Genomic DNA, 22,477 nt, shown 5'->3' on the forward strand with positions numbered 1-22,477 from the left:
AAGGCAGGCTGGAGCACCGACTACCTCGCCGCAATCCTCGGCGACCTACGCCGTTAACCTGGATTCGGAGCCCTGCGTGCACTCGTGCCTTGCCAGCTATCCGACTGTTACTCCGTCGTGGCAAGGACGCCGGCGTTGCAACATAGTTGGCCAGCAGACAATCCGGACAACCCGCCATCCGGAGCAGCTGGGAGTCGGCGACCCGCCTTGATGCCAGCGCGGCAAGTGCGTATTTCTGGACCTGTGCCCGAATCGGGCAACCGAATCTGGAGACATCCCTTGTCCGCACTGACGCGCTTTCTCGGCGATTCGCCGCTCCGGGTGTTCCTGAAGCTGCTGGTGGTATCGTTCCTCGTCGGCCTTGTCATGAACGCATTCGGCTGGTCGCCGATGGATGTGCTCTACGGTATCCGGAATTTCTTCGTCGATCTCTGGAATCTGGGCTTCCGCGCCATTGACCGTTTTCTCGGCTATATCCTGCTGGGCGCGGCGATCGTCATTCCGGCCTTCATCCTGCTCAGGATCGCCAACTATCGGAAATAGAGCATGACCCCGAGCCGAAGGTCAGTGTAGCAAAGCTCCGCTGACCTGTGGTTTGGCAGGGAAATCCTAGAAGGCCGTCAGGCGAAGCCTGACGCCACTTCGAACAGGATGGAATGGCGCGCGGCGAGGGCCGCCACATCAGTCGAATAGCCGCCGCCGATAACGCCGCAGACCGGGATGCCGAGCGCGCGGAAATGGCGGATCACCATGTCGTCGCGGGCGCGCATCCCCTCGTTCGACAACGACAACCTGCCAAGCCGGTCCTCGGCATGAACGTCAACCCCGGCATTGTAGAAAACGATGTCCCACCGCGCCTTGGCGGTGAGTTCCGGCAGGACGCCGCCCAATCTTTCGAGATAGGCCGCATCGCCGGTGCCATCGGGCAGAGCGATGTCGAGGTCGGAAGCGATCTTTCGCGTCGGATAGTTGCGGTCGCCATGCATGGAAAAGGTGAACACGCGCCGCTCCTCGCCAACAATGTCCGCCGTGCCGTCGCCCTGATGCACGTCGAGATCGACGATCAGGATGTTGCCTACGGCAGCTTCGGCAAGCAGCACCAGTGAAGCCACGGCAACATCGTTGAAGGTGCAGAAGCCGGCGCCTTGCGCGCGCCGCGCATGATGGCTGCCGCCGGCGGTATTGCAGGCGATGCCGTTCAGCAACGCCAGCCGCGCTGCCAGCACGGTGCCGCCCGTTGCGAGCTGCGCCCTGAGCGAGACGCGCGGGCCCACCGGAAAGCCGATCTCGCGCTCGATTTTTTCAGGCACTTCGCAGGCCAGCACCTGATCGACATAACCGGCGGCATGGGCAAGCTTCAGCCATGATGCCGGCGCCGGTTCGGGCACGTTGAGAGCGGCGTGACCGGTCAGGCCGCGCGCGCCCAAGGCTTCCATCAGCAGCTTGTATTTGCTCATGGGGAAGCGATGGTTGACGGCGAAGCCGGCGTCGTAGTCGGGATGATGAACGATCTGCAGGGGCATTTGGGTGGTTTACGGCGGGTGCGCCAGAGGCGGGTTTCGGTTGGCCGTGGCGGGATGAGTGGTTGCGCGGCGTCCGGAAACTGGGCCACATCGGCCGTTCGATCAAGCCACGATGGGGAATCGGGTCCTGGATCAGGTGTCAGCAGCGGCCAACGGCCGGTCTTTCGTCGTCACCAACCGCTCGGTGCTCGCCATCGCGGTGCCGATGACGCTTGCCTATCTGACGACGCCGCTGCTCGGCATCGTCGACACGGCCGTGGTCGGGCAGTTGGGCGACGCTGCCCTTCTCGGTGGTCTGGCGGCGGGCGCCTTGGTCTTCGACGTCGTCTTCACCTCCTTCAATTTCCTGCGCTCCGGCACCACCGGTCTCGTCGCCCAGGCTCTCGGACGCGGCGACGAACTGGAGGAACAGGCGGTGTTCTGGCGTGCCGTGCTGATCGCGGTCGTCGCCGGCATTGTGTTTGCCGCACTTGCGCCACTGGTCGCCATCGCCGGACAATGGTTTATGGATGCTGAGCCGCGCGTCAGCGAGGCGATGGCCGTCTATATCCGCATCAGATTGCTCGCCGCACCGTTCTCGCTGATCAACTACGCCATCCTCGGCTATGTGCTGGGGCGCGGCGAGGGCGGGCTGGGACTGATGCTGCAATTGGTGCTGAACGGCATCAACATTGCGCTCTGCATCCTGCTGGGGCTGGAGCTCGGCTGGGGCGTCGCCGGCGTCGCCTGGGCGACCGTCACCGGTGAATTCGTCGCCATGCTGCTCGGCCTGGCGATCATCGGCCGGCGTTTCTGGGCAGCGCCCCGGCTGCCGCGCCATCGCATCCTCGACCTGTCGGCATTCCTGCGCATGATGTCGCTCAACCGTGACATCATGATCCGGTCGTTTTCGCTGCTCGCCGCTTTCGCGCTGTTCACCCGCCAGGGCGCACAATTCGGCACGGTGACGTTGGCCGCCAACGCGGTGCTGATGAACTTCTTCCTCATCGCCGGCTATTTCCTCGACGGGTTCGCCACGGCGGCCGAACAGCTCGCCGGGCGTGCCGTGGGCGCGCGTGCCGGGATGCAATTCCGGCAGGCGGTGCGGCTGACCCTGTTCTGGGGCTTAGGGCTGGCGGCCACGGCGACGCTTGTCCTTTTGCTGGGCGGTACTGATCTGGTCGCGCTGATCACGACCTCGGAAGACGTTCGCGCCGTTGCCGACATCTATTTGCCCTGGGCGGCGTTCACCGCGCTCAGCGGCGTGCTGGCGTTTCAGATGGATGGCGTCTTCATTGGCGCGACCTGGTCGCGCGACATGCGCAACATGATGCTCTTGTCGTTCCTTGTCTTTAGCGCGGCCTTGCTCATCTTGGCGCCGGCCTTTGGCAATCACGGCCTGTGGGCGGCGCTGCACGTCTTCCTGCTGGTGCGCGGCTTCAGCCTGCTTGCCATTTTGCGCGTGCGGATGCGGACGGCGTTTTAGAGCGACTTCGGGTTAGAGCGGCTTGGACGCCCATTGATTGAGGCTGCTATCGCGCAACTCGCGCAGCGACTTGAGCCGTTGCTTGTCCGCGAACCGGACCATCCCGGCAAGAATGCGGCCCGGCAGCGTAGGGCCGGCGTAGATCATGCCGGTGTAGAGCTGGACGAGATCGGCGCCGGCGCGGATCTTTTCCAGTGCCGTATCAGCAGAATCGACGCCGCCAACGCCGATGATGGCGCGGTCCGGGCCAAGCAGTTTCCGCATCTTTGCCAGCGCGATGGTCGAACGCTCGAACAACGGTTTTCCCGAAAGCCCGCCGGTCTCGCCGGCAAGACCGGCGCTGCGCAGCCCCGGCCGCGCGATGGTGGTGTTGGAGACGATGACACCGTCTATTGCCTTCTCGGTGACCTCGGCGGCGATATCCTCCAGTTCGGCCTCGACTAGATCCGGCGCGATCTTGAGGAAGACGGGCGGCTGCGCTGCCGCTGCCGTACGGGCGACCATGACGCGCGATAGGAGCTCGCCAAGCTGTTCACGGGCCTGCATGTTGCGCAGACCCGGCGTGTTCGGCGAGGAGATGTTGACCGTCAGATAGTTGGCGTATGGCGCAAACCTGACAACACCGCGTTCATAGTCACTGACGCGGTCGGTGCTGTTCTTGTTGGCACCGATATTGACGCCGACGATGCCGGCGCGGCCCTTGCGGGCGGCAAGCCGTTCTTCGGCGGCCTCGTGACCCTCATTGTTGAAGCCAAGCCGGTTGATCACCGCTTCGTCCGATGTCAGCCGAAAGATACGCGGCTTCGGGTTGCCGGCCTGCGGCAGCGGCGTGATCGTGCCGATCTCGGCAAAGCCGAAGCCGAGGCCAAGCAGCGCATCGGGAACCTCGGCATTCTTGTCGTAGCCGGCAGCCATGCCGAGCGGATTGGGGAAATCGATGCCGCAGACGCTGACTTTCAGCCTGTCGTCGCGCACGGGTTTCCCGGCTATCGGCAGCCCGCATTTCAGTGCGGCGATCGACAGGCCGTGGGCGGCTTCCGGATCGAATGCGAACAGGAACCTCTGGCCGAGCCGGTCGAGCACGCTCATTCGGCCTCCAACGTCGGGAATTGGTGCAGGCCATCGGTGCCGAGCGGCAACGGTTGGACCCAGACGACAGCCTTGAGATCGAGCGGGCCGTAAAGATGCGGGAACAGCGCGCCGCCGCGCGAGACCTCGTATTTCAGCGCATTACCGAGTCTGGCTCCATCGACGGCGACGAGCAGCAGCCCGGTCTGGCCGGCAAAGTGTTTTGCCGCCGTTTCCTCGGCTTGGTCGGCGGTGGAAAAATGGATGAAGCCGTCGGCGACGTCGATCGGCGCGCCGGTGAAGCGGCCATCTCTTTCGGCCTCGCGCCACAACGGTTCAGGTACTATCTTGTAGATAATCTGAGACATGGTTGCGCTATAGTCCGAACCAACCGTACGGGGAAGAGGCAAGCAGGTTCCGGAAAAGTGTCACACGGTTTTCCGACAAAACCTGCGTCAAGATAAAGGCCAGGATTCTTCCCCATTTCCGGCGCAAACATGCGATAAATTGCGCTCACTGGCCTATGGAGGACAATATGCGTCCGCAGCACGTCTTAATCCCCGCAGCGTTCGTCTCGCTCGTCGCTGCATCGGCCTTTTCCGAGGAAGCAGACCGCTACCGGCTGGAAAAGTCGGCCAACGGCTATGTCCGCATGGACACGCAGACCGGTGCGATGTCGATCTGTGAGGAGCGTACCGGCCAGCTCGTCTGCAAGATGGCGGCCGATGAACGCGCCGCCTTCCAGGACGAGATCGACCGGCTGCAAAATTCGGTGAACGCGCTCGACCAGCGGGTCGTCAAGCTCGAGAACTCACTTGCCGCCCGCTTTGAGTCGACATTGCCCAGCGAGGAGGATTTCAACAAGACGATGAGCTACATGGAGCGCTTCCTGCGCAGCTTCATGGGTATCGTCAAGGACATGGAAAAGGACAGCGGCGAGGATGGCGCCAAGCCCAATTCACAAAAAACCTGAGCACCATTCACCCGGGGGAAACCCCGGCGCATAGCCTTTGCCGCTTGAAAACGGCTGGTATCGCCGCATAATCGTTCGACTGATCCCGTAAGATAATGGGATTTGGGGAGGGCCATGTGCCGTCAGGCTACACTTTCGTCATCGCCGACGACCACCCGCTTTTTCGCGGCGCGCTGAGAGAGGCGCTTGCCGGCATCGGCAACGTCGCCGGCATTCACGAGGCCGGCGATTTCGAAAGCGCCAAGGCGCTGGTCGTGGCCAATGAGGACGTCGATCTGGTGCTGCTCGACCTGTCCATGCCGGGCGCGAGCGGCCTTTCCGGTCTGATCTCGCTGCGCGGCATCCATCCGACGGTGCCGCTGGTGGTGGTGTCGGCGCATGACGACCCGGTGACCATCCGGCGCGCGCTCGATCTCGGCGCTTCGGGTTTCATCTCCAAATCGGCCAGCATGGAGGAGATCCGCAGCGCTGTGCAGTCGGTGCTTGCCGGCGATATCGCCGCGCCCACCGGCATCGATCTCGGCGTCGAGCGCGATCCCGAGATATCCGATCTGATCAAGCGGCTGCAGACACTGACGCCGCAGCAGACGCGTGTGCTCGGTATGCTGGGCGAAGGGCTGCTCAACAAGCAGATCGCCTACGAACTCGGTGTCTCCGAAGCGACGATCAAGGCGCATGTCTCGGCCATTTTGCAGAAGCTTGGTGTCGACAGCCGCACCCAGGCGGTGATCCTGCTGTCCAAGATCGGCAGCGACCCGCTGCCGGCAGCCAGCTGAACCTTTGGCTCCGGGTCAACAGGAAGATTTTGACCGCAACTCGGCCGCCGATGCTAACGGCCTGACCCTGGCCATCATCGAGCGCAGCACCGCTGGTTTGAGCGGCTTGTTGATCACCGGCACGTCGAGCCTGCCGGCGCTGGCGCGCACCTCGCTCGAGCGGTCGGCGGTGACCAGCACGGCCGGCATGTCCTGGCCGTGGATCGTGCGCAGTTTGGCGATCGCATCAAGGCCGGTCTCGCCGTCGAGATGGTAGTCGGCAAGCACGATGTCGGGTCGTCGCATGCCGGAACGCTCGATATCCCCCGATCCGGCAAGCGTGTCGACGCTGCAACCCCAGCCTTCGAGTAACAGTCGCATCCCGTCGAGGATGCGGGCGTCGTTGTCGATACAGAGCACGCGGAGCCCGGCAAGCGAAGCAGCAGTGCGGACCGGCGTCTTCGCCTCGACCTCGCGCCGCGGCTGCTGCACTGCCGCTACCGGCAGGATGACGGAAAAGCGCGTGCCCTTGCCCGGGCTTGAAAAGATCCGGATTTCGAGGCGCAAGACGCGAGCGATGCGATCGACGATGGAAAGGCCGAGCCCAAGGCCGTCAGCTTCGCGCGCACCCTCGTCGAGCCGGGTGAATTCGTGAAAGACCGTGTTCAGCTTGTCGGCGGCAATGCCGATGCCGGTATCGATCACCTGGATCTCGGCCAGTTCGCCGCGACGCCGCACGCCGACCAAGATGCGGCCATGCCTGGTGTATTTGATGGCATTGGATACGAGATTTTGGATCAGGCGGCGCAACAGATTGCGGTCAGTGGTCACGCTGAGCGACGATGACATGATCGTCAGGCTGAGTTTCTTCTCGGCGGCAAGGGGCTGAAAGTCGTTGCCGATCTGGCGCAGCATTTCGTCCAGGCTGAAGGCCGTATCGTCCGGTTTCATCGCGCCGGCATCAAGACGGGAAATGTCGAGCACCGCACCGAGAATAGTCTCGACCGATTCCAGCGCGGATTCGATGTTGGTCGCAGCCTTGCCCGCAGGTCCCTTGCCGGCCTTTTCGATCAGCGATGAGCAATAGAGACGAGCAGCGTTCAGCGGTTGCAGGATGTCATGGCCGGCGGCAGCGAGGAAGCGCGTCTTGCCGAGATTGGCCTCCTCCGCCAGCATCTGCGCCTGGGCTAGTTCCTCGTTGACGCGCGTCAGTTCGACGGTGCGGTTCTTGACGCGCTGTTCGAGCGTTTCATTGGCGCGCTTCAGCGCCAGGTCCTGCTCGACGCGTCCGGAAATGTCGGCATAGGTGGCGACGATGCCGCCGTCCGGCATCGGGTTGGAGCGCAATTCCAGGATGCGGCCGCTGGTCTTCAGCTCCATCTGCCAGGGGCTGACGAAGCTGGTGAGGCGGTTGAGCATCACCACCCGCTGGTCGGCCGGAATGTCGCCACGATCGGCCAAATGGCGCAAGATGCCGTCGAGCGAGACGCCGACCTGCCCCATCTCGTCGGGCAGGTCGAACAGCGCCCGATATTGGCGGTTCCAGCAGATCAGCCGGAAATCCCTGTCGAAGACGGTGATGCCCTGTTCCATCTGGTCGAGCGCGATCTGCAGCAGGTCGCGGTTGTGCTGCAGCGCCTCGGTGGCGTCGTCGAGCAGGCGGAAGGCGTCCTTGGATTCGCGATCGTTGCGGCGCAGCAGCAGCGACAGGATCAGCCGCGCTGAGGAGGAGCCGACGGCACTTGCCAGAAGCTGCTCGGAGAAGCGGATGACGTCCATGCTGGCCTGCTCGTTGCCGTGCAGCGAAGCGCCGTTGCTCTTTTCGAACGACTGAAAGGACCGTTCGGTGCGTTCGACGCCGAGGTAGCGCGCGATGGTGTCCTTCAGGTCGTTGACGGTAACGGTGGTGCGGAACCGGCGGAGGCTCGGCATCGGGCTCGCCTCGCGCGGCACGAAAATCGACGCCTGGATGCGCTCCAGCGGTACCGACGCGCGCGACAGCGAGCCTAACACGAAGAACAGCGTGTTGACCGACAGGCTCCACAGGACACCGTGGTTCAGCGGCTCGGCGACGGTGCCGAACAGCGCTTGCGGCCGCAATGCTTCGAAACCGAACAGGCCGTGGACGACGATGCCGGTATCGGACGCGGCGAGCGAAGGAAGCAGCAGCGTATAGCTCCAGACAACGATGCCGGCGACCATGCCGAGTGCCGCCCCCCTGCCGTTGGCGCCGCGCCAGATCAGTCCACCGATCAAGGCCGGCGCGAACTGCGCGATGGCGGCGAAGGACATCAGGCCGATAGAGGAGAGCCGCGCGCTGTCGGTGCTCTCGCGATAGTAGAGGAAGGCGATGAACAGCATGATGAAGATCGCCGCACGTCGCACGTTGAGGATGAGCGCTGACCAGTCGTCGTTCTCGGATGTCGTGGTCTTGAGAAGGCGACGCACAAACAGCGGAATGACGAGGTCGTTGGAGATCATGATCGACAGCGCGACGCTTTCGACGATCACCATCGCGGTCGCCGCCGACAGGCCGCCGATGAAAGCGGCCATGGCCAACACATCGTGACCGCTGAGCAGCGGCAGCGACAGGACATAGAGGTCGCTGCTGGTTCTGGTGCCGACCAGCGCCAAACCGGCGAGCGCGATCGGCAGCACAAAAAGGTTGATCGCCACCAGATAGAGCGGAAACACCCATGTCGCGGTGCGCAGTTCGGCCTCGCTGCGGTTCTCGACGATGGTGACGTAGAACTGGCGCGGCAGCATGATGATGGCGAAACCGCTCAAACATGTCAGCACTAGCCATGTGGCGAGCGATGTACTGTAGCCCATCGCCTGCTGCACTTGCGTATTCTCGGCGAGCTTGTCGACCATATCGCCCGGGCCGCCGAAGATCAGGAACGTCACCATCAGGCCGATCGCCAGGAAGGCGGCGAGCTTGACCACGGTTTCGACCGCTACCGCCAGCACCAGCCCATCCTGGTGTTCGGTGGCGTCGGCATGGCGCGTGCCGAACAAAACCGCAAACAGCGCAAGCAGCATGGCGACGACCAGCGAGATGTCGCTGACGAAGGGATCGAACGAAGGTGGCGAGCCGGTGTAATGCTCGACCATCAGGCTGACAGAACCGGAAATCGCCTTCAACTGCAGCGCCATGTAAGGTACCGCGCCGATCGTCGCGATCAGCGTGGCGATCGCTGCAACGGCAAAACTCTTGCCGTAGCGGGCGCCGAGGAAGTCGGCGATCGAAGTGATCTTCTCTGTCTTGGCCAGCCTGACGATGCGCCGAAGCAGCGGAAAGCCGAACACGAACACCAGAACCGGGCCGATATAGATGCCGAGGAATTCGAGGCCGCGCTCGGAGGAAAGGCCGACCGAACCGAAGAACGTCCAGGAGGTGCAGTAGATCGCCAGGCTGAGCGCATAGATGAAGGGCCGGGCCCGGTCAGGCCCGGATGTCGTTGAACGCCGGTCGCCGAGGCTGGCGATGACGAACAGCAACGTCACATAGGCGATCGCGATGATGACGATGAACCAGCCCTGCACGGCCCGAAAATCCTTCCTTGCCGGTTTTGCATCCGGCCTGCTGAGACGCAATCACAGCTTGGCGATCAAGTCCATCGCGGCTTTCGGCGCAGGATGACTCGGCTTCGGAGAAATTTTGGCCGGTTGAAACCGTCTTTTGCCAATGCTGCAACCGCAGGTTTTTTGCTATTGTGCCGCTTGGCGAACGAAGCGTGCAGAGGCGGCGGCCTGGCCGCCAGGACAAGGAGGGTCGAATGCTGAAAGAATTCCAGGAATTCATTTCCCGGGGCAATGTCATGGACTTGGCCGTCGCGGTCATCATCGGCGCTGCCTTCGGCAAGATCGTCGATTCGCTGGTCAATGAGATTATCATGCCAATAATCGGGGCGATTTTCGGCGGACTCGACTTCAACAACTATTTCCTGCCTTTGTCCTCAGCCGTCAACGCCACATCGCTGGCCGACGCCAAGAAACAGGGCGCAGTCTTCGCCTATGGCAGTTTCATCACCGTCGCGCTGAACTTCATCATCCTCGCCTTCATTATCTTCCTGATGGTCAAGGCCGTGAACAATCTGCGCAAGCGACTGGAGCGTGAGAAGCCAGCCGCGCCTGCCGCTCCGCCGCCGGCCGACGTTGCGCTGCTCACCGAAATTCGCGATCTCCTCGCCAGGAAATAGTCCGAAGACAGTTTCCCTGGACCAAAACCCCGGTCGATTTCGGCCGGGGTTTTCTATTCTCGCCTGTCGTAAAACACGCTAGCAGTCCAGAAGACGAAAACGGATTTATCCATGACCTTGATCGAGAATTTGCGCGCCGAGGCCCGGGCCGCGCCGGAAAGCGGCATTGTCGCCGTCATGAACCGCGGCCGCGACCGCGACGGCATGATCCCGCTTTGGGCCGGCGAGGGCGATCTGCCGACACCCGCCTTCATCACCGATACCGCTGCCCAGGCGCTGGCCGGCGGCGAGACCTTCTATACCTGGCAGAAAGGCATCCCCGACCTGAGGCAGGCGCTCGCCCGCTATTACATCAGGCATTTCGGCAAGAGTTTCGTCGAGGAAGAATTCATTGTCACCGGCTCGGGCATGCATGCCATCCAGCTGGCGCTCGACGCCGTCGCCGGCAACGGCGACGAGGTCGTCTATCTGTCGCCGGCCTGGCCCAACTTCGCCGCTGCCGCCTGCCTGGCGGGCGCTATTCCGGTCGCTGTCACGCTCGATCAGTCCGGCAATGGCTGGTCCTGCGACGTCGGCAAGATCGAGGCGGCGATCACGCCAAGGACAAAGGCGCTGTTCGTCAACACGCCGTCCAACCCGACCGGCTGGACCGCCGACAGGGAGACGCTGCAGGCGATCCTCGACCTCGCCCGCGAAAGGGGCCTGTGGATCATCGCCGACGAGATCTATTCGCTGTTCCACTACGGCGATAGTCGCGCGCCGTCCTTCATCGACATCATGGCCGATGAGGATCGCATTCTGTTCGTCAACAGTTTTTCCAAGAACTGGGCGATGACCGGCTGGCGGGTCGGCTGGATCAAGACCCATCCCTCGCTGCAGCAGGTGTTCGAGAACCTGGTTCAGTATTCGACCTCCGGCGTTGCCCAGTTCATGCAGCGCGGCGCGGTCGTCGCCCTCGACGAAGGCGATGCCTTCATCGCCGAGCAGGTGGAGCGGGCGAGGGCGGCGCGTGACCTGGTCTGCGGCATTCTGGCTGCGACCGGCAGGGCTCGCTTTGCCGTGCCGCAGGGCGCGTTTTATCTGTTCTTCGCGGTCGACGGCATCACCGATTCACGCGCCGCCGCCTTCGACATCGTCGACCGCGCCAATGTCGGCCTGGCGCCCGGAACCGCATTTGGTCCCGGCGGCGAAGCCTTCCTCAGGCTATGCTTCCACCGCCGCCTCGACCAGCTCGAGGGAGCCGCACACCGGCTGGCGAAGTGGATGACGAGCGTGTGAGCTGCCTGAAGCCCCAGTTGAAACTCGGGCTTCAGCCGCCGGACTTCGGCACCAGCAGCGGAATGACGCGATCGCTTTCCCTCACGGCCGGCCGGCCCGCCGAACCGTACGAGATACCCAAAGCATCCCAGGTCTCGACCAGCGCATCCTGAAGTTCCGCGATCAATTGATCCGAATGGAATGGCGTCGGCGTGATGCGCAGCCGTTCGGTGCCGCGCGGCACGGTCGGGTAGTTAATCGGCTGGATATAGATGCCGTGGATGCCGAGCAGGCGGTCGCTGGCCATCTTGCAGAGCTCGGGATCGCCGACGAGCAGCGGCACGATGTGGGTAGCGGAGTCCATCACCGGCAGGCCGGCGGCGGTAAGAACCTGCTTGGTCCGCGACGCCTGCCGCTGCTGCGCGTCGCGTTCGGCCTGTGAGCGCTTCAGATGGCGGATCGAGGTGGTCGCCGCGGCGGCAATGGCCGGCGGCAGCGCGGTGGTGAAGATAAAACCCGGCGCATAGGAGCGCACGGCGTCGATCACGGCACTTGTGCCGGTGATATAGCCGCCGAGCGTGCCGAACGCCTTGGCCAGCGTGCCTTCGATGATGTCGATACGGTCGGCCAGCCCTTCGCGCTCGGTGATGCCGCCGCCGCGCCGTCCGTACATGCCGACGGCATGGACCTCATCGATATAGGTCATGGCGTTGTAGCGCTCGGCAAGATCGACGATCTGCTTGATCGGCGCGATGTCGCCGTCCATCGAATAGACGCTCTCGAAGACGATCAGCTTGGCGCGTTCGCGGCCTGCCGACTGCAGCAGGCTTTCGAGATGCGCAACGTCGTTGTGGCGGAAGATCTTCTTCTCGGCGCCCGAACGCCGCACGCCCTCGATCATCGAGGCGTGGTTCAACTCGTCCGAAACGATCAGGCAGTTGGGCAGAAGCCGTGCAATGGTCGAGATCGAGGCTTCGTTGGAGACGAAGCCGGAGGTGAAGACGAGGGCGGCCTCCTTCTCGTGCAGGTCGGCCACTTCCAGTTCGAGCTCGACCAGCGGATTGCTGGTCCCGGAGATGTTGCGGGTGCCACCGGCGCCGGATCCCATCTTGCCGGCGGCGTTCTGCATCGCGGCGATGACGTCTGGATGCTGGCCCATGCCGAGATAGTCGTTGGAGCACCAGACGGTGATTTCCTGGGCGCGGCCGTTGGCGCGCCAGATGGCGCGGGGGAATTTCCCCACGATGCGCTCGAGGTCGGCGAAGATGCGATAGCGACGCTCTGCGTGGAGCTGGTCGATCGCGTCTTCGAAGAACCGCTGATAGTTCATTTCGGCTTCCCAATTTTTGCGTGGGATCATAATCATTGCCCTATTCGACGTCTACTTGGCCTTTTTGGTCAAAATGCCACGCCCCAAGCCTGTTCCTAACGGCCACGGATCATGGCCTATTCCCTTGATGTGCATGAATTTTGTTTCAGGACGATGCCACGCGCCGATGAGACTGGTTACCGCAGGCACGAATGGTACTAATGACCTAGCGGCAGGCTTTCCAGTAAGGCGGGTGTTGAGACAGTTTCGATAGATCTTGAGCAGCGAGGACACGGATGACGGTTTTGGTGACAGGCGGCGCCGGCTATATCGGCAGCCATATGGTCTGGGAGCTGCTGGACGCGGGCGACAGCGTCGTCGTCCTCGATCGGCTTTCGACCGGCTTCGAGTGGGCGGTGGCGCCGGAGGCAAAGCTGGTCGTCGGCGATGTCGCCGACAAGGAGCTGGTCGGTTCGATCATCCGCGACAACAAGGTCGATGCGATTATCCATTTCGCCGGCTCCATCGTGGTTCCCGAATCGGTCGCCGACCCGCTCGGTTATTACGAGAACAACACCTGCAAGACCCGCACGCTGATCGAGACCGCAGTGCACGAAGGCGTGCCCAATTTCATCTTTTCCTCGACCGCCGCCGTCTATGGCGGTGCCGGGCTGGAGCCGGTGCGCGAGGATGCCCGCCTTGCACCGGAATCGCCCTACGGCCTGTCCAAGCTGATGAGCGAATGGATGCTGCGCGACGCCGCAATTGCCCATGGCTTGCGTTATACGGCGCTGCGCTACTTCAACGTCGCCGGCGCCGATCCGAAGGGCCGCACCGGCCAGTCGACCCCGGGCGCCACGCATCTGATCAAGGTCGCTTGCGAGACGGCGCTCGGCAAGCGACCGTTCATGCAGGTGTTCGGCACCGACTATCCGACACCCGACGGTACCTGCATGCGCGACTACATTCATGTCAGCGATCTGGCGGCGGCGCATCGGCTGGCGCTGGAACGGCTGCGCGCCGGCGGGACAAGCCTCGTCGCCAATTGCGGCTACAGCCACGGCTATTCGGTGCTCGAGGTGATCGACAGCGTGCGGCGCGTCTTCGGTCACGATCTCGAGGTGCGGATGGGCGAGCGCCGTCCGGGCGACGCCGCGGCGGTGGTCGCTAATTCGGAGTTGGCGCGCCGCGAACTCGGCTGGACGCCACAGCGCGACGACCTCGACCTGATCGTCGCCGACGCGCTGGCGTGGGAGCGCATTCTGACCGGCAAGAATTCGTCGCGCGGCTGAGACCAAGTTCTTGGCTCGAAAGCTCCACGCAGAAGCGCTATTGAAGGTGCTGCGCGGCGTGGACGCATTTGGCCGCGTGTGACTTTGGGGGCGGCATGAGAATATTGGTGCTCGGAGCCGGTGTGGTCGGCACGGCTGCCGCCTATTATCTGGCGAGCGACGGCCATGAGGTGACCGTGGTCGAGCGCCATCCGATGGCGGCGCGCGGCACCAGCCAATCGAATGCCGGACTGGTGTCGCCCGGCGACGCTACCGCCTGGGCCTCGCCCGCTGCGCTGAAGACGTTTTTGCGCGCGCTTTACAACCACGATCTCGGCATCAAGGTGCGGCTGCGCTTCGATCCTTATTTCTTCGCCTGGAGCCTACGCTTCCTGCGCCAGTGCACGCACGCGCGCCTGCGCGCCAACACCGACATCAAGCTGCGCCTGGCGCTCTATTCGCGCGAGTGCATCAATGCCATCTGCGCCGACACCGGCATTCGCTACGACGAGCGCAAGAAGGGCATTCTCTATTTCTTCCGCTCGCAGCAGAGTTTTGATGCCGGCACCGACAATTACCGCTATTTGGCCGAGCACGGTCTGCCGATCGAGATCGTCGGCCGCGACCGGCTGGTCGAGATCGAGCCCGGCCTTGCCGGAGCCAGGGACAGAATAGCCGGCGGCGTCTATTCGCCTATCGACCAGACCGGCGATTCCGGCCAATTCACCCAAAACCTCGCTGCCTATGCCGCCGAGAAACTCGGCGTCCAATTTCTCTATGGCACGACCGTCGAGGGCCTCGACATCGAACGCGATCGGGTGCGCGCGGTGATGACCTCGGCCGGCCCGGTAATAGGCGATGCCGTGGTCATCTCGATGGGGCCGGAGAGCGGCCTGCTCGGCCGCCGCTACGGCATCGACCTGCCGGTCTATCCCGTGAAGGGCTATACCGCGACCGTGCCGCTGGAGGACGAGAGCAAGGGGCCGACCATGGGCGGTGCCGACGAGGATCAGCTTATCGCTTATTCGCGGCTCGGCAACCGGCTGCGGCTTGCTTCGACCGCCGAGTTCACCGGCTTCGACCGCAGCCATAAGCCGAGCGATTTCGCCGCCATGTTCAGGACCGGCAAGGAGCTTTTCCCGGGCGCCTTCGACGAGAACAAGGCCGAGCTCTGGGCCGGCTTGCGGCCGATGATGCCGAACTCGGTGCCGGTCATCGGCAGGGCGCGTTACAAAAATCTCTACCTCGATACCGGCCACGGCCATGTCGGCTGGACAATGGCCTGCGGTTCCGGAAAATTCCTCGCCGATGTGGTCGCCGGCCGCAAGCCGGAGATCGACCCGCAAGGTCTGGTCTACAGGGGCTAGATCATGTCAGGACCGCAAGTCGCCATCGACCTTGGCCGTATCGAGCGCAATGCACGCACGATCGTCGATCGATGCGCCCTGTCCGGTATCAAGGTTTTCGGCGTCACCAAGGGAACTTGCGGCATGCCGCAGGTGGCGCGCGCCATGCTCCGTGGCGGCGTCGCCGGCATCGCCGAATCGCGCTTCGAAAACATCCGCCGGCTGCGCGACAGCGGCATCAATGCGCCGATCATGCTGCTGCGCAGCCCGCCGATGGCGCGCGTCGAAGAAGTGGTGCGCACCGTCGACATCAGCCTGCAATCCGAGCTCGCCACCATCCGCGAGATATCGCGCATCGCCGAGCGCATGAGCCGCGTGCACGATATCATGCTGATGATCGATCTTGGCGACCTCAGGGAAGGCATCTGGCCGAACGACCTCATTCCGACGGTCGAGCAGATACTGGCACTCAAGGGCGTTCGCATCGCCGGCATCGGCACCAATCTTGGCTGCTTCGGCGCCATCATGCCGACGGAGGAAAATCTCGGGCAGCTCGTCGCCCACGCCTACAAGACCGAGCGCCTGTCCGGCGCAAGGCTGGACTGGATCTCAGGCGGGGCGTCATCGTCGCTGACGCTGCTGCTCGAAGGCAGGCTGCCCGCCGGCATCAACATTCTGCGGGTCGGCGAGGCAATCCTGCAGGGCGGCGTTGAAACCTTCCGCGAGACGCCGTGGGCCGAACTCGAACCCGATGCCTGCCGGCTGACCAGCGACATCATCGAGGTCAAGCTGAAGCCGTCGCGGCCGATCGGCCAATCCGGCTACGACGCTTTCGGCAACCAGCCGGTGTTTCCCGATGAGGGCGACAGGTTGCGTGCCATCGCCAATATCGGCCGCGAGGACGTCCTGATCGAAGGTTTGACGCCGATTGCTAAGGGCGTGCGGGTGCTCGGCGCCTCCAGCGATCATCTGCTCCTCGATGTAACCGACGCCAACCCGCCACCCGCCGTTGGCGACCGTGTCGCCTTCCGCATGAGCTATGGCGCCATGCTGCTGGCGATGACCTCGGAATATGTCGAAAAGGCCCCAATGCACGATGTCGAGGATTTCTCCGGCCGCAAGATGGTGTCGATATCAGCCGAACCGGCGGCCGCCGGCATCCTCGCTAGGGAGGCGACCGGCGCCCGGCTGGAGGCGATGAATTTCGATGTCGTCGAACTGGCCGATATCGAGCGGCCGCCATCCGGCCTGATCCGGCTCACCGCCGGCAGTGACCGGCGCATCGCCCACAAGGCGCTGACGACGACCGCGCGGGCGACACACTCCTTCGGCCTGATCTGGATCGATTCCATCGCCGCACTTATGCCCGAAGACGAGGACGGCATCGATCTGCCGGAACGCTCGGTGCTGGCGCGGGCGTTGGGTCTCGATCACAAGCCCGGCGCGCTGCAGCCACAGCTGTCGCCGGAAAACGTCGTCATCGTCGGGCTGCGCCATGCCGATCCGGCCGAGGCCCGGGTGCTGAAGGATTCGCGCGTCTCCGCCTTCACCATGACCGACATCGATGCCATGGGCATGCGCGACCTGATGCACGAGGCGATCCGCATCGCCACCTCCGGAACGCAAGGCTTCCATGTCAGCTATTCCCCTGATGTGACCGAATTCGCCGGCTGGGCGGCTGGCTCCGGTGGCATCACGGTGCGCGAAACGCATCAGGCGATGGAGGCCATCGCTTTGTCCGGCGGGCTGTTGTCGATGGATGTTTCCGGCCTGACATCAGGTTTGGAACCGCGGATTGCGACAGACACCGTCAACTTCGTCATGTCGGCTTTCGGCAAGCGGATTTTGTGATCAGCCTCGCGTATCGACTGCCGCGCGCCATGAGCGCGCATAGTTTGTCCAGGCTGGGTCGGCTGGCGGTTCGATCCTTTCGCCTTTGCCTTGGATTTTTCCTTGGTCCGACGCCAGCAAGGCAGCGCCGATGCTGGTGCCGGTCGCGGCCTCGGACGCAATGACGGCACGTGCCGTCGCCGCAGCCAGCGTCTGCGTGAAAAGCCGGTTGCGTGCGAACGGGCCCTCGACGATGGTCGGACCGTCGGCGCCGATCAGATCGAGGCAGGTCGCGGTCATCAGCGCCAGGTAGAAAGAGATGGCGGCAAAGCGCTGGCCGTTGCTGATGCCGTCGGCGTTGAGCCATGCGGCGGTGTGATGGGGAAACGGCCCCGAACCTTGTTGCGTTGCCGGTAGCAGCAGAGCCGTCCTGGTGAACACCGCCTCAACGTCCTCTTCGGTCCAGTCTCCCGATTGGCCTTCCGTCAGCAGCGAAAACTCGCGGCCGCCCATGAAACGCGCTGAGGGAACCGGATCGCCGAGCGCGTTGACGTTGACCAGCGTGTCGCGGGCCGGGTCGAGCGCGATCTTGTTGCCGCCGACCGCCATCGACACCACCCAGGTGCCGGTCGAGACGATGGAGAAAGGCGGTCTGTCGGACAGGAGATGCGGCAGCAGCGAGGCGTTGGAATCATGCAGGCCGCAAAACACCGGCGTTTGCGCGTCGAGCCCGGCTAGCTTGGCAAGGGCGGGCAGAATCGGGCCGAGGCGATGCTTCGCCGGCCGCACCGGCGCCATCAGGCGCCGCCATTCCATTTTGTCGACCAGCGACGAAAAATCCGCTCTCCACGGGTTCCACAGATCGGTGTGGCAGCCAAGCGAGGTCACTTCGTTGGCAGCGACATCGGTCAAACGCAAGGCCCAGTACTGCGGGTACATCAGGATCGCCGCGGCCTTGGCGAACTCCAGTGGGAAACGATTCTGCTGCCAGAACAGCTGTGCGCCGAGATTGAGGCCGACCGGCAGGCGCGGCGTGCCCGTCTCGGCGAAGGCCGGACGGATCGCGTCATAGCCCTCGGCAACGGCATCCGGTCCGGTAAATTCATAGTCGAGCACCGGCAGCGCCAGTTCACCGGCAGCGTCCACCAGCACGCCTGTCGCGCCGTGGGTGGTGATCGATATCGCGTCGATGCGCTGTTTGCGATTGATCCCGGCGAGGCTGTCGAGGATGAACGACCACAGAAGCTCGACATCGTGGTGTGGGTAGGGACCGTCGGCGACGGGTGCGTTCGCCATGCGGCGCAGCGCGACTTCACGCATATCGGCCAGATCGACCAGTGCCACCTTGGCGTTGGTCTTGCCGATATCGATGACGGCGACGTGGCGGGTCATTCCATATGGAACATTGTTTCCAGCGGCACCGCCACCGGCTCGTTATCAGGCTTGGTCTCCATGATGTCGGCCATCTCGGCCCACCAGCGCTGCATCACTGGATGCTTCGGCAATTCGTCCATGCCGTGGCCGTCGCGGCGCCACAGCACGCCGAACAGTATGTTGGTCTCTTCGTCGAGATGGATCGAATAGTCGGAAACGCCGGCCTGCTTCAACAGCGCCACCAGCGACGGCCAGATCTCGTCATGGCGCCTTTTGTATTCGGCCTTCATGCCGGGATTGAGCTTCATCTTGAACGCGTATTTTTCGGGCATCAGGTGAAGCGCTCCCTTCGCACCCGCCGCCAGACGATCGGCAGCGCGATGACGATAATCAGCAGCAGGCCGATGAAGATCGACATGACGATGCCGGGCACATTGAGCAGACCGAGGCCGAAGGTCACCAGCCCCATGATAAAGGCGGCGAGGACCACGCCCACTATGCTGCCGGCGCCGCCAAGGATGCTGACGCCGCCGAGCACCACCATGGTGATGACTTCCAATTCGTAGCCTTGCGCGATCGATGGCCGGGTCGAGCCGAGCCGCGAGGTGATCAGCACTGAGGCGATGCCCGCCATCAGCCCGGTCAGGCAGAACAGGATGAATTTGATGCGGTCGACACGCACGCCGGAAAACTGCGCTGCAACCGGGTTGTTGCCGATGGCGAAGACGCGGCGGCCGAAGCTCGTCCGGTGCAGCACGAACCAGTAGATGACGGCCGCGACGAGGAACAGCGTCAGTTCGAACGACACCACCCACCAGACATAGCCCTGGCCGAAGAAGGCGAAGCTCGGGGGATAGCCTTTGTAGGCCTGGTCGCCGAGGACGATGAAGGCGATGCCGCGAAACAGGCTCATCGTGCCGATGGTGACGACGATCGACGGCAGACCGAGCCTGGTCACGAGCAGCCCGTTGAAGGCGCCGCAGCCGAGCCCGACCAGGATGCCGATCACCACCAGCACCGGCGTCCCGGCGCCGGCCTGCACCGCCATGCCCATCATCGTCGAGGCCAGCGCAATGATGGCGGCGACCGAGAGGTCGATCTCGCCTGAAATGATCAGCAGGGCCATGGCGAGCGCGATCAGCGCCTTTTCGGTGAAGTTGAATGTCAGGTCCGACAGCGACCACGCGTCGAGGAAATAGGGTGAGGCGAAGCTGTTGACGGCAAAGATGACGACCGCTACCGCGACCAGCAGCGCCTCCCAGGAGAAGATCGCCGAGCTGAACGGCTTGTCGAGCCGGTCGGGAATGTGGCGTGGGGCAGGGGTGTCGGTCATGCCGCTTCCGCCTTCTTGAGGATGATGCGGCCTTGCCGGCGTTCGCCGCGTGCGTTGAGCACCACTGCAAGAATGATAGCGCTGCCCGAAATTGCCATCTGCCAGAACGGCGAGATGTTGATGACCGGCAGCGCGTTGGAGATGATGCCGAGGAACAACGCGCCGAGCACCGCGCCGCCCACCGAGCCGATGCCGCCAGCAATCGAGATGCCGCCGATGACGCAGGCAGCGATGATGTTGAGCTCGTAGCCATTGGCGACCTCGACCGAGGCGATGACGTAGCGCGAGATCCAGAGATAACCGCAAAGCCCGGCGGTCATCCCCGAGATGCAAAAGACGATGAATTTGGTGCGGCCGACATCGATGCCGGCATAGACCGACGCCGTCGGGTTGACGCCGATGGCGTAGATCGAGCGGCCGAGCGCGGTGCGCGTCATCAACAGGAAGAACAAAGCGATGACCAGTATGGCGATCCACGACAGGAGCGGGATGCCAAGAAACGCCGCGCGCTGCAGGCCGATGAAATCAGGGCTCATCTGATCGGCATTGACCCAGGCGCCGCCCGATATGACGAAGGTTGCGCCGCGATAGATGGTGAGCGTGCCGAGCGTTACCACGATCGAGGGAATGTTCAGCCGCCATACCAGCAGGCCGTTGATGGCGCCGAGCACCAGGCCGACCAGCAGTGCGACGACGATCAGCAGCGGGATCGGGATTGCCGGATGCGCGGCGTTCAGCATCGCCACCACCATGCCGGTGAAGCAGAGATTGGACGCCATCGACAGGTCGATCGAGCGGGTCAGGATTACCACCATCTGACCCAGCGCCAGGATCATCAGAATTGAGGTGTCGTTGAATACCTGGCGCAGATTGCCGGGGGCGGCAAAGCCCGGAAAGCGCATCGAGATCAGTCCGATCAGCACGACGATGGCGGCGAGCAGCCAGACTTCGCGATATCTAGGAAGAGCCTTCATGCTGCGATCCCCGCTGCCGTCTTGACCAGCGTTTCGGCGTCGAGCCCCTTGTTGTCATAGACCGAAGCGATGCGGCCCTCCCGCATGACGACGACGCGATCGGACATGCCGAGGATCTCGGGCAGTTCGGACGACACCATGATCACCGACAGGCCTTGCGCGACGAGCTCGGCCATGAAGCCGTGCACGGCGGCTTTCGAGCCGATGTCGATGCCTTTCGTCGGCTCGTCGAGAATGATCACCTTGGGCGCGGTCGCCAGCCATTTGGCGATGACGATCTTCTGCTGGTTGCCGCCCGACAGGGTGCCGACATCCTGGCTGAGCGAAGAGGCGCGCAGGTCGAGCCGCTCGGTGTAGGAACGGGCCAGCGCGAACTCCTCCGCCAGCCGCAGCATACCGGATTTGGACGTGCGCTTAAGTGAGGGGAGCGAGATATTCTGGAAGATCGGCAGGCCGATCACTACGCCTTGCTTGCCGCGTTCTTCCGGCACGTAGACGATGCCGGCGTCGATCGAATCCGCTGCCGACTTTGGGGTAATCGCCTTGCCTTCCAGCGTGATCGTGCCGCTGCTGGTGCGGGTGATGCCTGATATCGCCTGCATGACCTCGCTGCGGCCGGCGCCGACGAGGCCGTAGAAGCCGAGGATTTCGCCTCTGTGCAGCTCGAAGCCGATGTCGTCGAACTCAGTCGGATGCGACAGGCCGGAGACAGTGAGCACCGGCGCGCCGATCTCGGCCTTGCGTTGCGGAAATATGTGGTCGACGGCGCGGCCGACCATCATGCGCACGATCTGGCTCTGGCCGGCATCCCTAATCAGGCCTTCGCCGACCATCTCGCCGTCGCGGAACACCGTATAGCGGTCCGCGATGCGGTAGATCTCGTCGAACTTGTGGCTGATGAACAGGATCGCCTTGCCTTCGCTCTTGAGGAATTCGATGAGCAGGAAGAGCTCCTCGATCTCCTTCAGCGACAGCGCTGCGGTCGGCTCGTCCATGATGACGATCTGGGCGTCGATCGACATGGCGCGGGCGACTGCGACGAGGTGCTTGTTGGCGATACCGAGGTCCTTCAGCCGCGCGTCGGCGTCGATGTGGCCGGCACCCATAGTGTTCAATACTTCACGGGCTTGTCTGCGCATGGTGCGCCAGTCGATGGTGCCGAAGCGCGACCGCGGCGCATGGCCGAGAAAGATGTTCTCGGCCACCGTCAAGTCATCGAACAGCACGGTTTCCTGGTGGATGGCGGTGATGCCGTGCCCGAAGGCGGCATGCGCGCTGGGCAGTGTGACGGCCTGGCCGTCGATGCTGATGGCGCCCGCATCGGGCTGGTAGATGCCGGTCATGATCTTGACCAGCGTCGACTTGCCGGCGCCGTTCTCGCCGATCAGCGCGGTCACTTGGCCGGGATAGAGCGACAGGCTGACATCATGCAGCGCGCGCACGCCGGGAAAACTCTTCGAGATGCTGGACAGGGTCAGGCGCGGAGCCACTTCACCCTCCCCCTTGTGGGGAGGGTCGCGAACGAAGTGAGCGGGGTGGGGGTCTATTAGCATATTTGGTCCTGGTGTATTGAGGTGTCGCCACCCCACCCCGTCTCGCCTGCATCGCTTCGCGAAGCCGTCTCGCCGCCCCCATAAGGGCAGGGCTGTCGCATATGAGGCCCCCTCATCCGGCCCTTCGGGCCACCTTCTCCCCGCTGGGGAGAAGGTGCTTGCATCAACGCTGGCGACCTCCTCTCCCCTCGGGGAGAGGTCGGATTGCCCCGAATTGCCCTTCGCAATTCGGTTGGCAATCCGG

Annotated in this window: 19 protein-coding genes; 9 read left to right on the forward strand and 10 right to left on the reverse strand. The window is 63.5% G+C overall.

The annotated features are described in order from the left end of the window. Positions 1-279 precede the first annotated feature (279 nt). Entirely contained in the window at positions 280-543 is a 264-nt protein-coding gene (locus AC0L25_RS21795) for a DUF6460 domain-containing protein (RefSeq protein WP_135933443.1), read from the forward strand. Positions 544-620: 77 nt separating this feature from the next. Here AC0L25_RS21795 and AC0L25_RS21800 read toward each other — a convergent pair whose 3' ends face one another. Next, positions 621-1,523 carry a histone deacetylase family protein gene (locus AC0L25_RS21800; protein WP_473597405.1) on the reverse strand — a complete coding sequence of 301 codons (903 nt, stop codon included), beginning with the start codon at positions 1,521-1,523 and terminating at the stop codon, positions 621-623. 112 nt (positions 1,524-1,635) lie between these two features. Here AC0L25_RS21800 and AC0L25_RS21805 point away from each other — a divergent pair, with 112 nt between their 5' ends. Then, positions 1,636-2,988 (forward strand): MATE family efflux transporter, encoded by a 1,353-nt coding sequence (locus AC0L25_RS21805; protein ID WP_473597406.1) that lies wholly within the window; start codon positions 1,636-1,638, stop codon positions 2,986-2,988. A gap of 12 nt (positions 2,989-3,000) precedes the next feature. On the opposite strand, the gene AC0L25_RS21810 is transcribed toward AC0L25_RS21805, so the two are convergent. After that, a complete protein-coding gene (locus AC0L25_RS21810) occupies positions 3,001-4,077 on the reverse strand; it encodes a quinone-dependent dihydroorotate dehydrogenase (protein ID WP_473597407.1) in 1,077 nt (358 codons plus the stop codon). Then, positions 4,074-4,424: a DUF952 domain-containing protein gene (locus AC0L25_RS21815; RefSeq protein ID WP_473597408.1), complete on the reverse strand. Its 351-nt coding sequence runs from the start codon at positions 4,422-4,424 to the stop codon at positions 4,074-4,076. Before AC0L25_RS21815 ends, AC0L25_RS21810 begins: the two co-directional genes overlap by 4 nt. 167 nt (positions 4,425-4,591) lie before the next feature. Here AC0L25_RS21815 and AC0L25_RS21820 point away from each other — a divergent pair, with 167 nt between their 5' ends. Both AC0L25_RS21820 and AC0L25_RS21825 read left to right on the forward strand, forming a co-directional pair. After that, on the forward strand, positions 4,592-5,029 hold the full coding sequence (locus AC0L25_RS21820) for a hypothetical protein (protein WP_473597409.1): 438 nt from the start codon (positions 4,592-4,594) through the stop codon (positions 5,027-5,029). Between the two features lie 116 nt (positions 5,030-5,145). Then, complete coding sequence (locus tag AC0L25_RS21825; RefSeq protein WP_473597410.1) at positions 5,146-5,805, forward strand: response regulator transcription factor; 660 nt, start codon at positions 5,146-5,148, stop codon at positions 5,803-5,805. 15 nt (positions 5,806-5,820) lie between these two features. Here the strand turns inward: AC0L25_RS21825 and AC0L25_RS21830 are convergent, their stop codons facing one another. Next, on the reverse strand, positions 5,821-9,330 hold the full coding sequence (locus tag AC0L25_RS21830) for a NahK/ErcS family hybrid sensor histidine kinase/response regulator (protein ID WP_473597411.1): 3,510 nt from the start codon (positions 9,328-9,330) through the stop codon (positions 5,821-5,823). A 233-nt stretch (positions 9,331-9,563) separates the two neighbouring features. Here AC0L25_RS21830 and mscL point away from each other — a divergent pair, with 233 nt between their 5' ends. Next, positions 9,564-9,986 carry a large conductance mechanosensitive channel protein MscL gene (gene mscL, locus AC0L25_RS21835; protein WP_473597412.1) on the forward strand — a complete coding sequence of 141 codons (423 nt, stop codon included), beginning with the start codon at positions 9,564-9,566 and terminating at the stop codon, positions 9,984-9,986. Between the two features lie 111 nt (positions 9,987-10,097). Then, positions 10,098-11,264 carry a pyridoxal phosphate-dependent aminotransferase gene (locus AC0L25_RS21840; RefSeq protein ID WP_473597413.1) on the forward strand — a complete coding sequence of 389 codons (1,167 nt, stop codon included), beginning with the start codon at positions 10,098-10,100 and terminating at the stop codon, positions 11,262-11,264. A gap of 31 nt (positions 11,265-11,295) precedes the next feature. On the opposite strand, the gene hemA is transcribed toward AC0L25_RS21840, so the two are convergent. Continuing rightward, positions 11,296-12,573 (reverse strand): 5-aminolevulinate synthase, encoded by a 1,278-nt coding sequence (gene hemA, locus AC0L25_RS21845; RefSeq protein ID WP_473597414.1) that lies wholly within the window; start codon positions 12,571-12,573, stop codon positions 11,296-11,298. A gap of 275 nt (positions 12,574-12,848) precedes the next feature. On the opposite strand from hemA, the gene galE reads away from it, so the two are divergent. The 3 genes from galE (at position 12,849) to AC0L25_RS21860 (ending at position 17,020) form a co-directional block, all read left to right on the forward strand. Continuing rightward, positions 12,849-13,844, forward strand: coding sequence for a UDP-glucose 4-epimerase GalE (gene galE, locus AC0L25_RS21850; RefSeq protein ID WP_473597415.1), 996 nt, complete (start codon positions 12,849-12,851; stop codon positions 13,842-13,844). A 95-nt stretch (positions 13,845-13,939) separates the two neighbouring features. After that, complete coding sequence (locus AC0L25_RS21855) at positions 13,940-15,190, forward strand: D-amino acid dehydrogenase (RefSeq protein ID WP_473597416.1); 1,251 nt, start codon at positions 13,940-13,942, stop codon at positions 15,188-15,190. A 3-nt stretch (positions 15,191-15,193) separates the two neighbouring features. Next, complete coding sequence (locus AC0L25_RS21860; protein WP_473597417.1) at positions 15,194-17,020, forward strand: alanine racemase; 1,827 nt, start codon at positions 15,194-15,196, stop codon at positions 17,018-17,020. Here AC0L25_RS21860 and AC0L25_RS21865 read toward each other — a convergent pair whose 3' ends face one another. Genes AC0L25_RS21865 through AC0L25_RS21885 form a run of 5 tightly spaced genes read right to left on the reverse strand, consistent with a single transcriptional unit; the run spans position 17,021 to position 22,233 of the window. Continuing rightward, on the reverse strand, positions 17,021-18,391 hold the full coding sequence (locus tag AC0L25_RS21865) for an FGGY-family carbohydrate kinase (protein WP_473597418.1): 1,371 nt from the start codon (positions 18,389-18,391) through the stop codon (positions 17,021-17,023). It abuts the gene before it with no gap. After that, a complete protein-coding gene (rhaM, locus tag AC0L25_RS21870) occupies positions 18,388-18,705 on the reverse strand; it encodes an L-rhamnose mutarotase (RefSeq protein ID WP_473597419.1) in 318 nt (105 codons plus the stop codon). Before rhaM ends, AC0L25_RS21865 begins: the two co-directional genes overlap by 4 nt. Further along, positions 18,705-19,706, reverse strand: a complete 1,002-nt coding sequence (locus AC0L25_RS21875; RefSeq protein WP_473597420.1) for an ABC transporter permease — start codon at positions 19,704-19,706, stop codon at positions 18,705-18,707. The genes rhaM and AC0L25_RS21875 overlap by 1 nt, the downstream gene beginning before the upstream one ends. After that, on the reverse strand, positions 19,703-20,680 hold the full coding sequence (locus AC0L25_RS21880; RefSeq protein WP_473597421.1) for an ABC transporter permease: 978 nt from the start codon (positions 20,678-20,680) through the stop codon (positions 19,703-19,705). The genes AC0L25_RS21875 and AC0L25_RS21880 overlap by 4 nt, the downstream gene beginning before the upstream one ends. Further along, positions 20,677-22,233, reverse strand: a complete 1,557-nt coding sequence (locus AC0L25_RS21885; RefSeq protein WP_473597422.1) for a sugar ABC transporter ATP-binding protein — start codon at positions 22,231-22,233, stop codon at positions 20,677-20,679. The genes AC0L25_RS21880 and AC0L25_RS21885 overlap by 4 nt, the downstream gene beginning before the upstream one ends. Positions 22,234-22,477 lie beyond the last annotated feature (244 nt).

The sequence above is a fragment of the Mesorhizobium sp. WSM4813 genome (genome assembly GCF_055811555.1).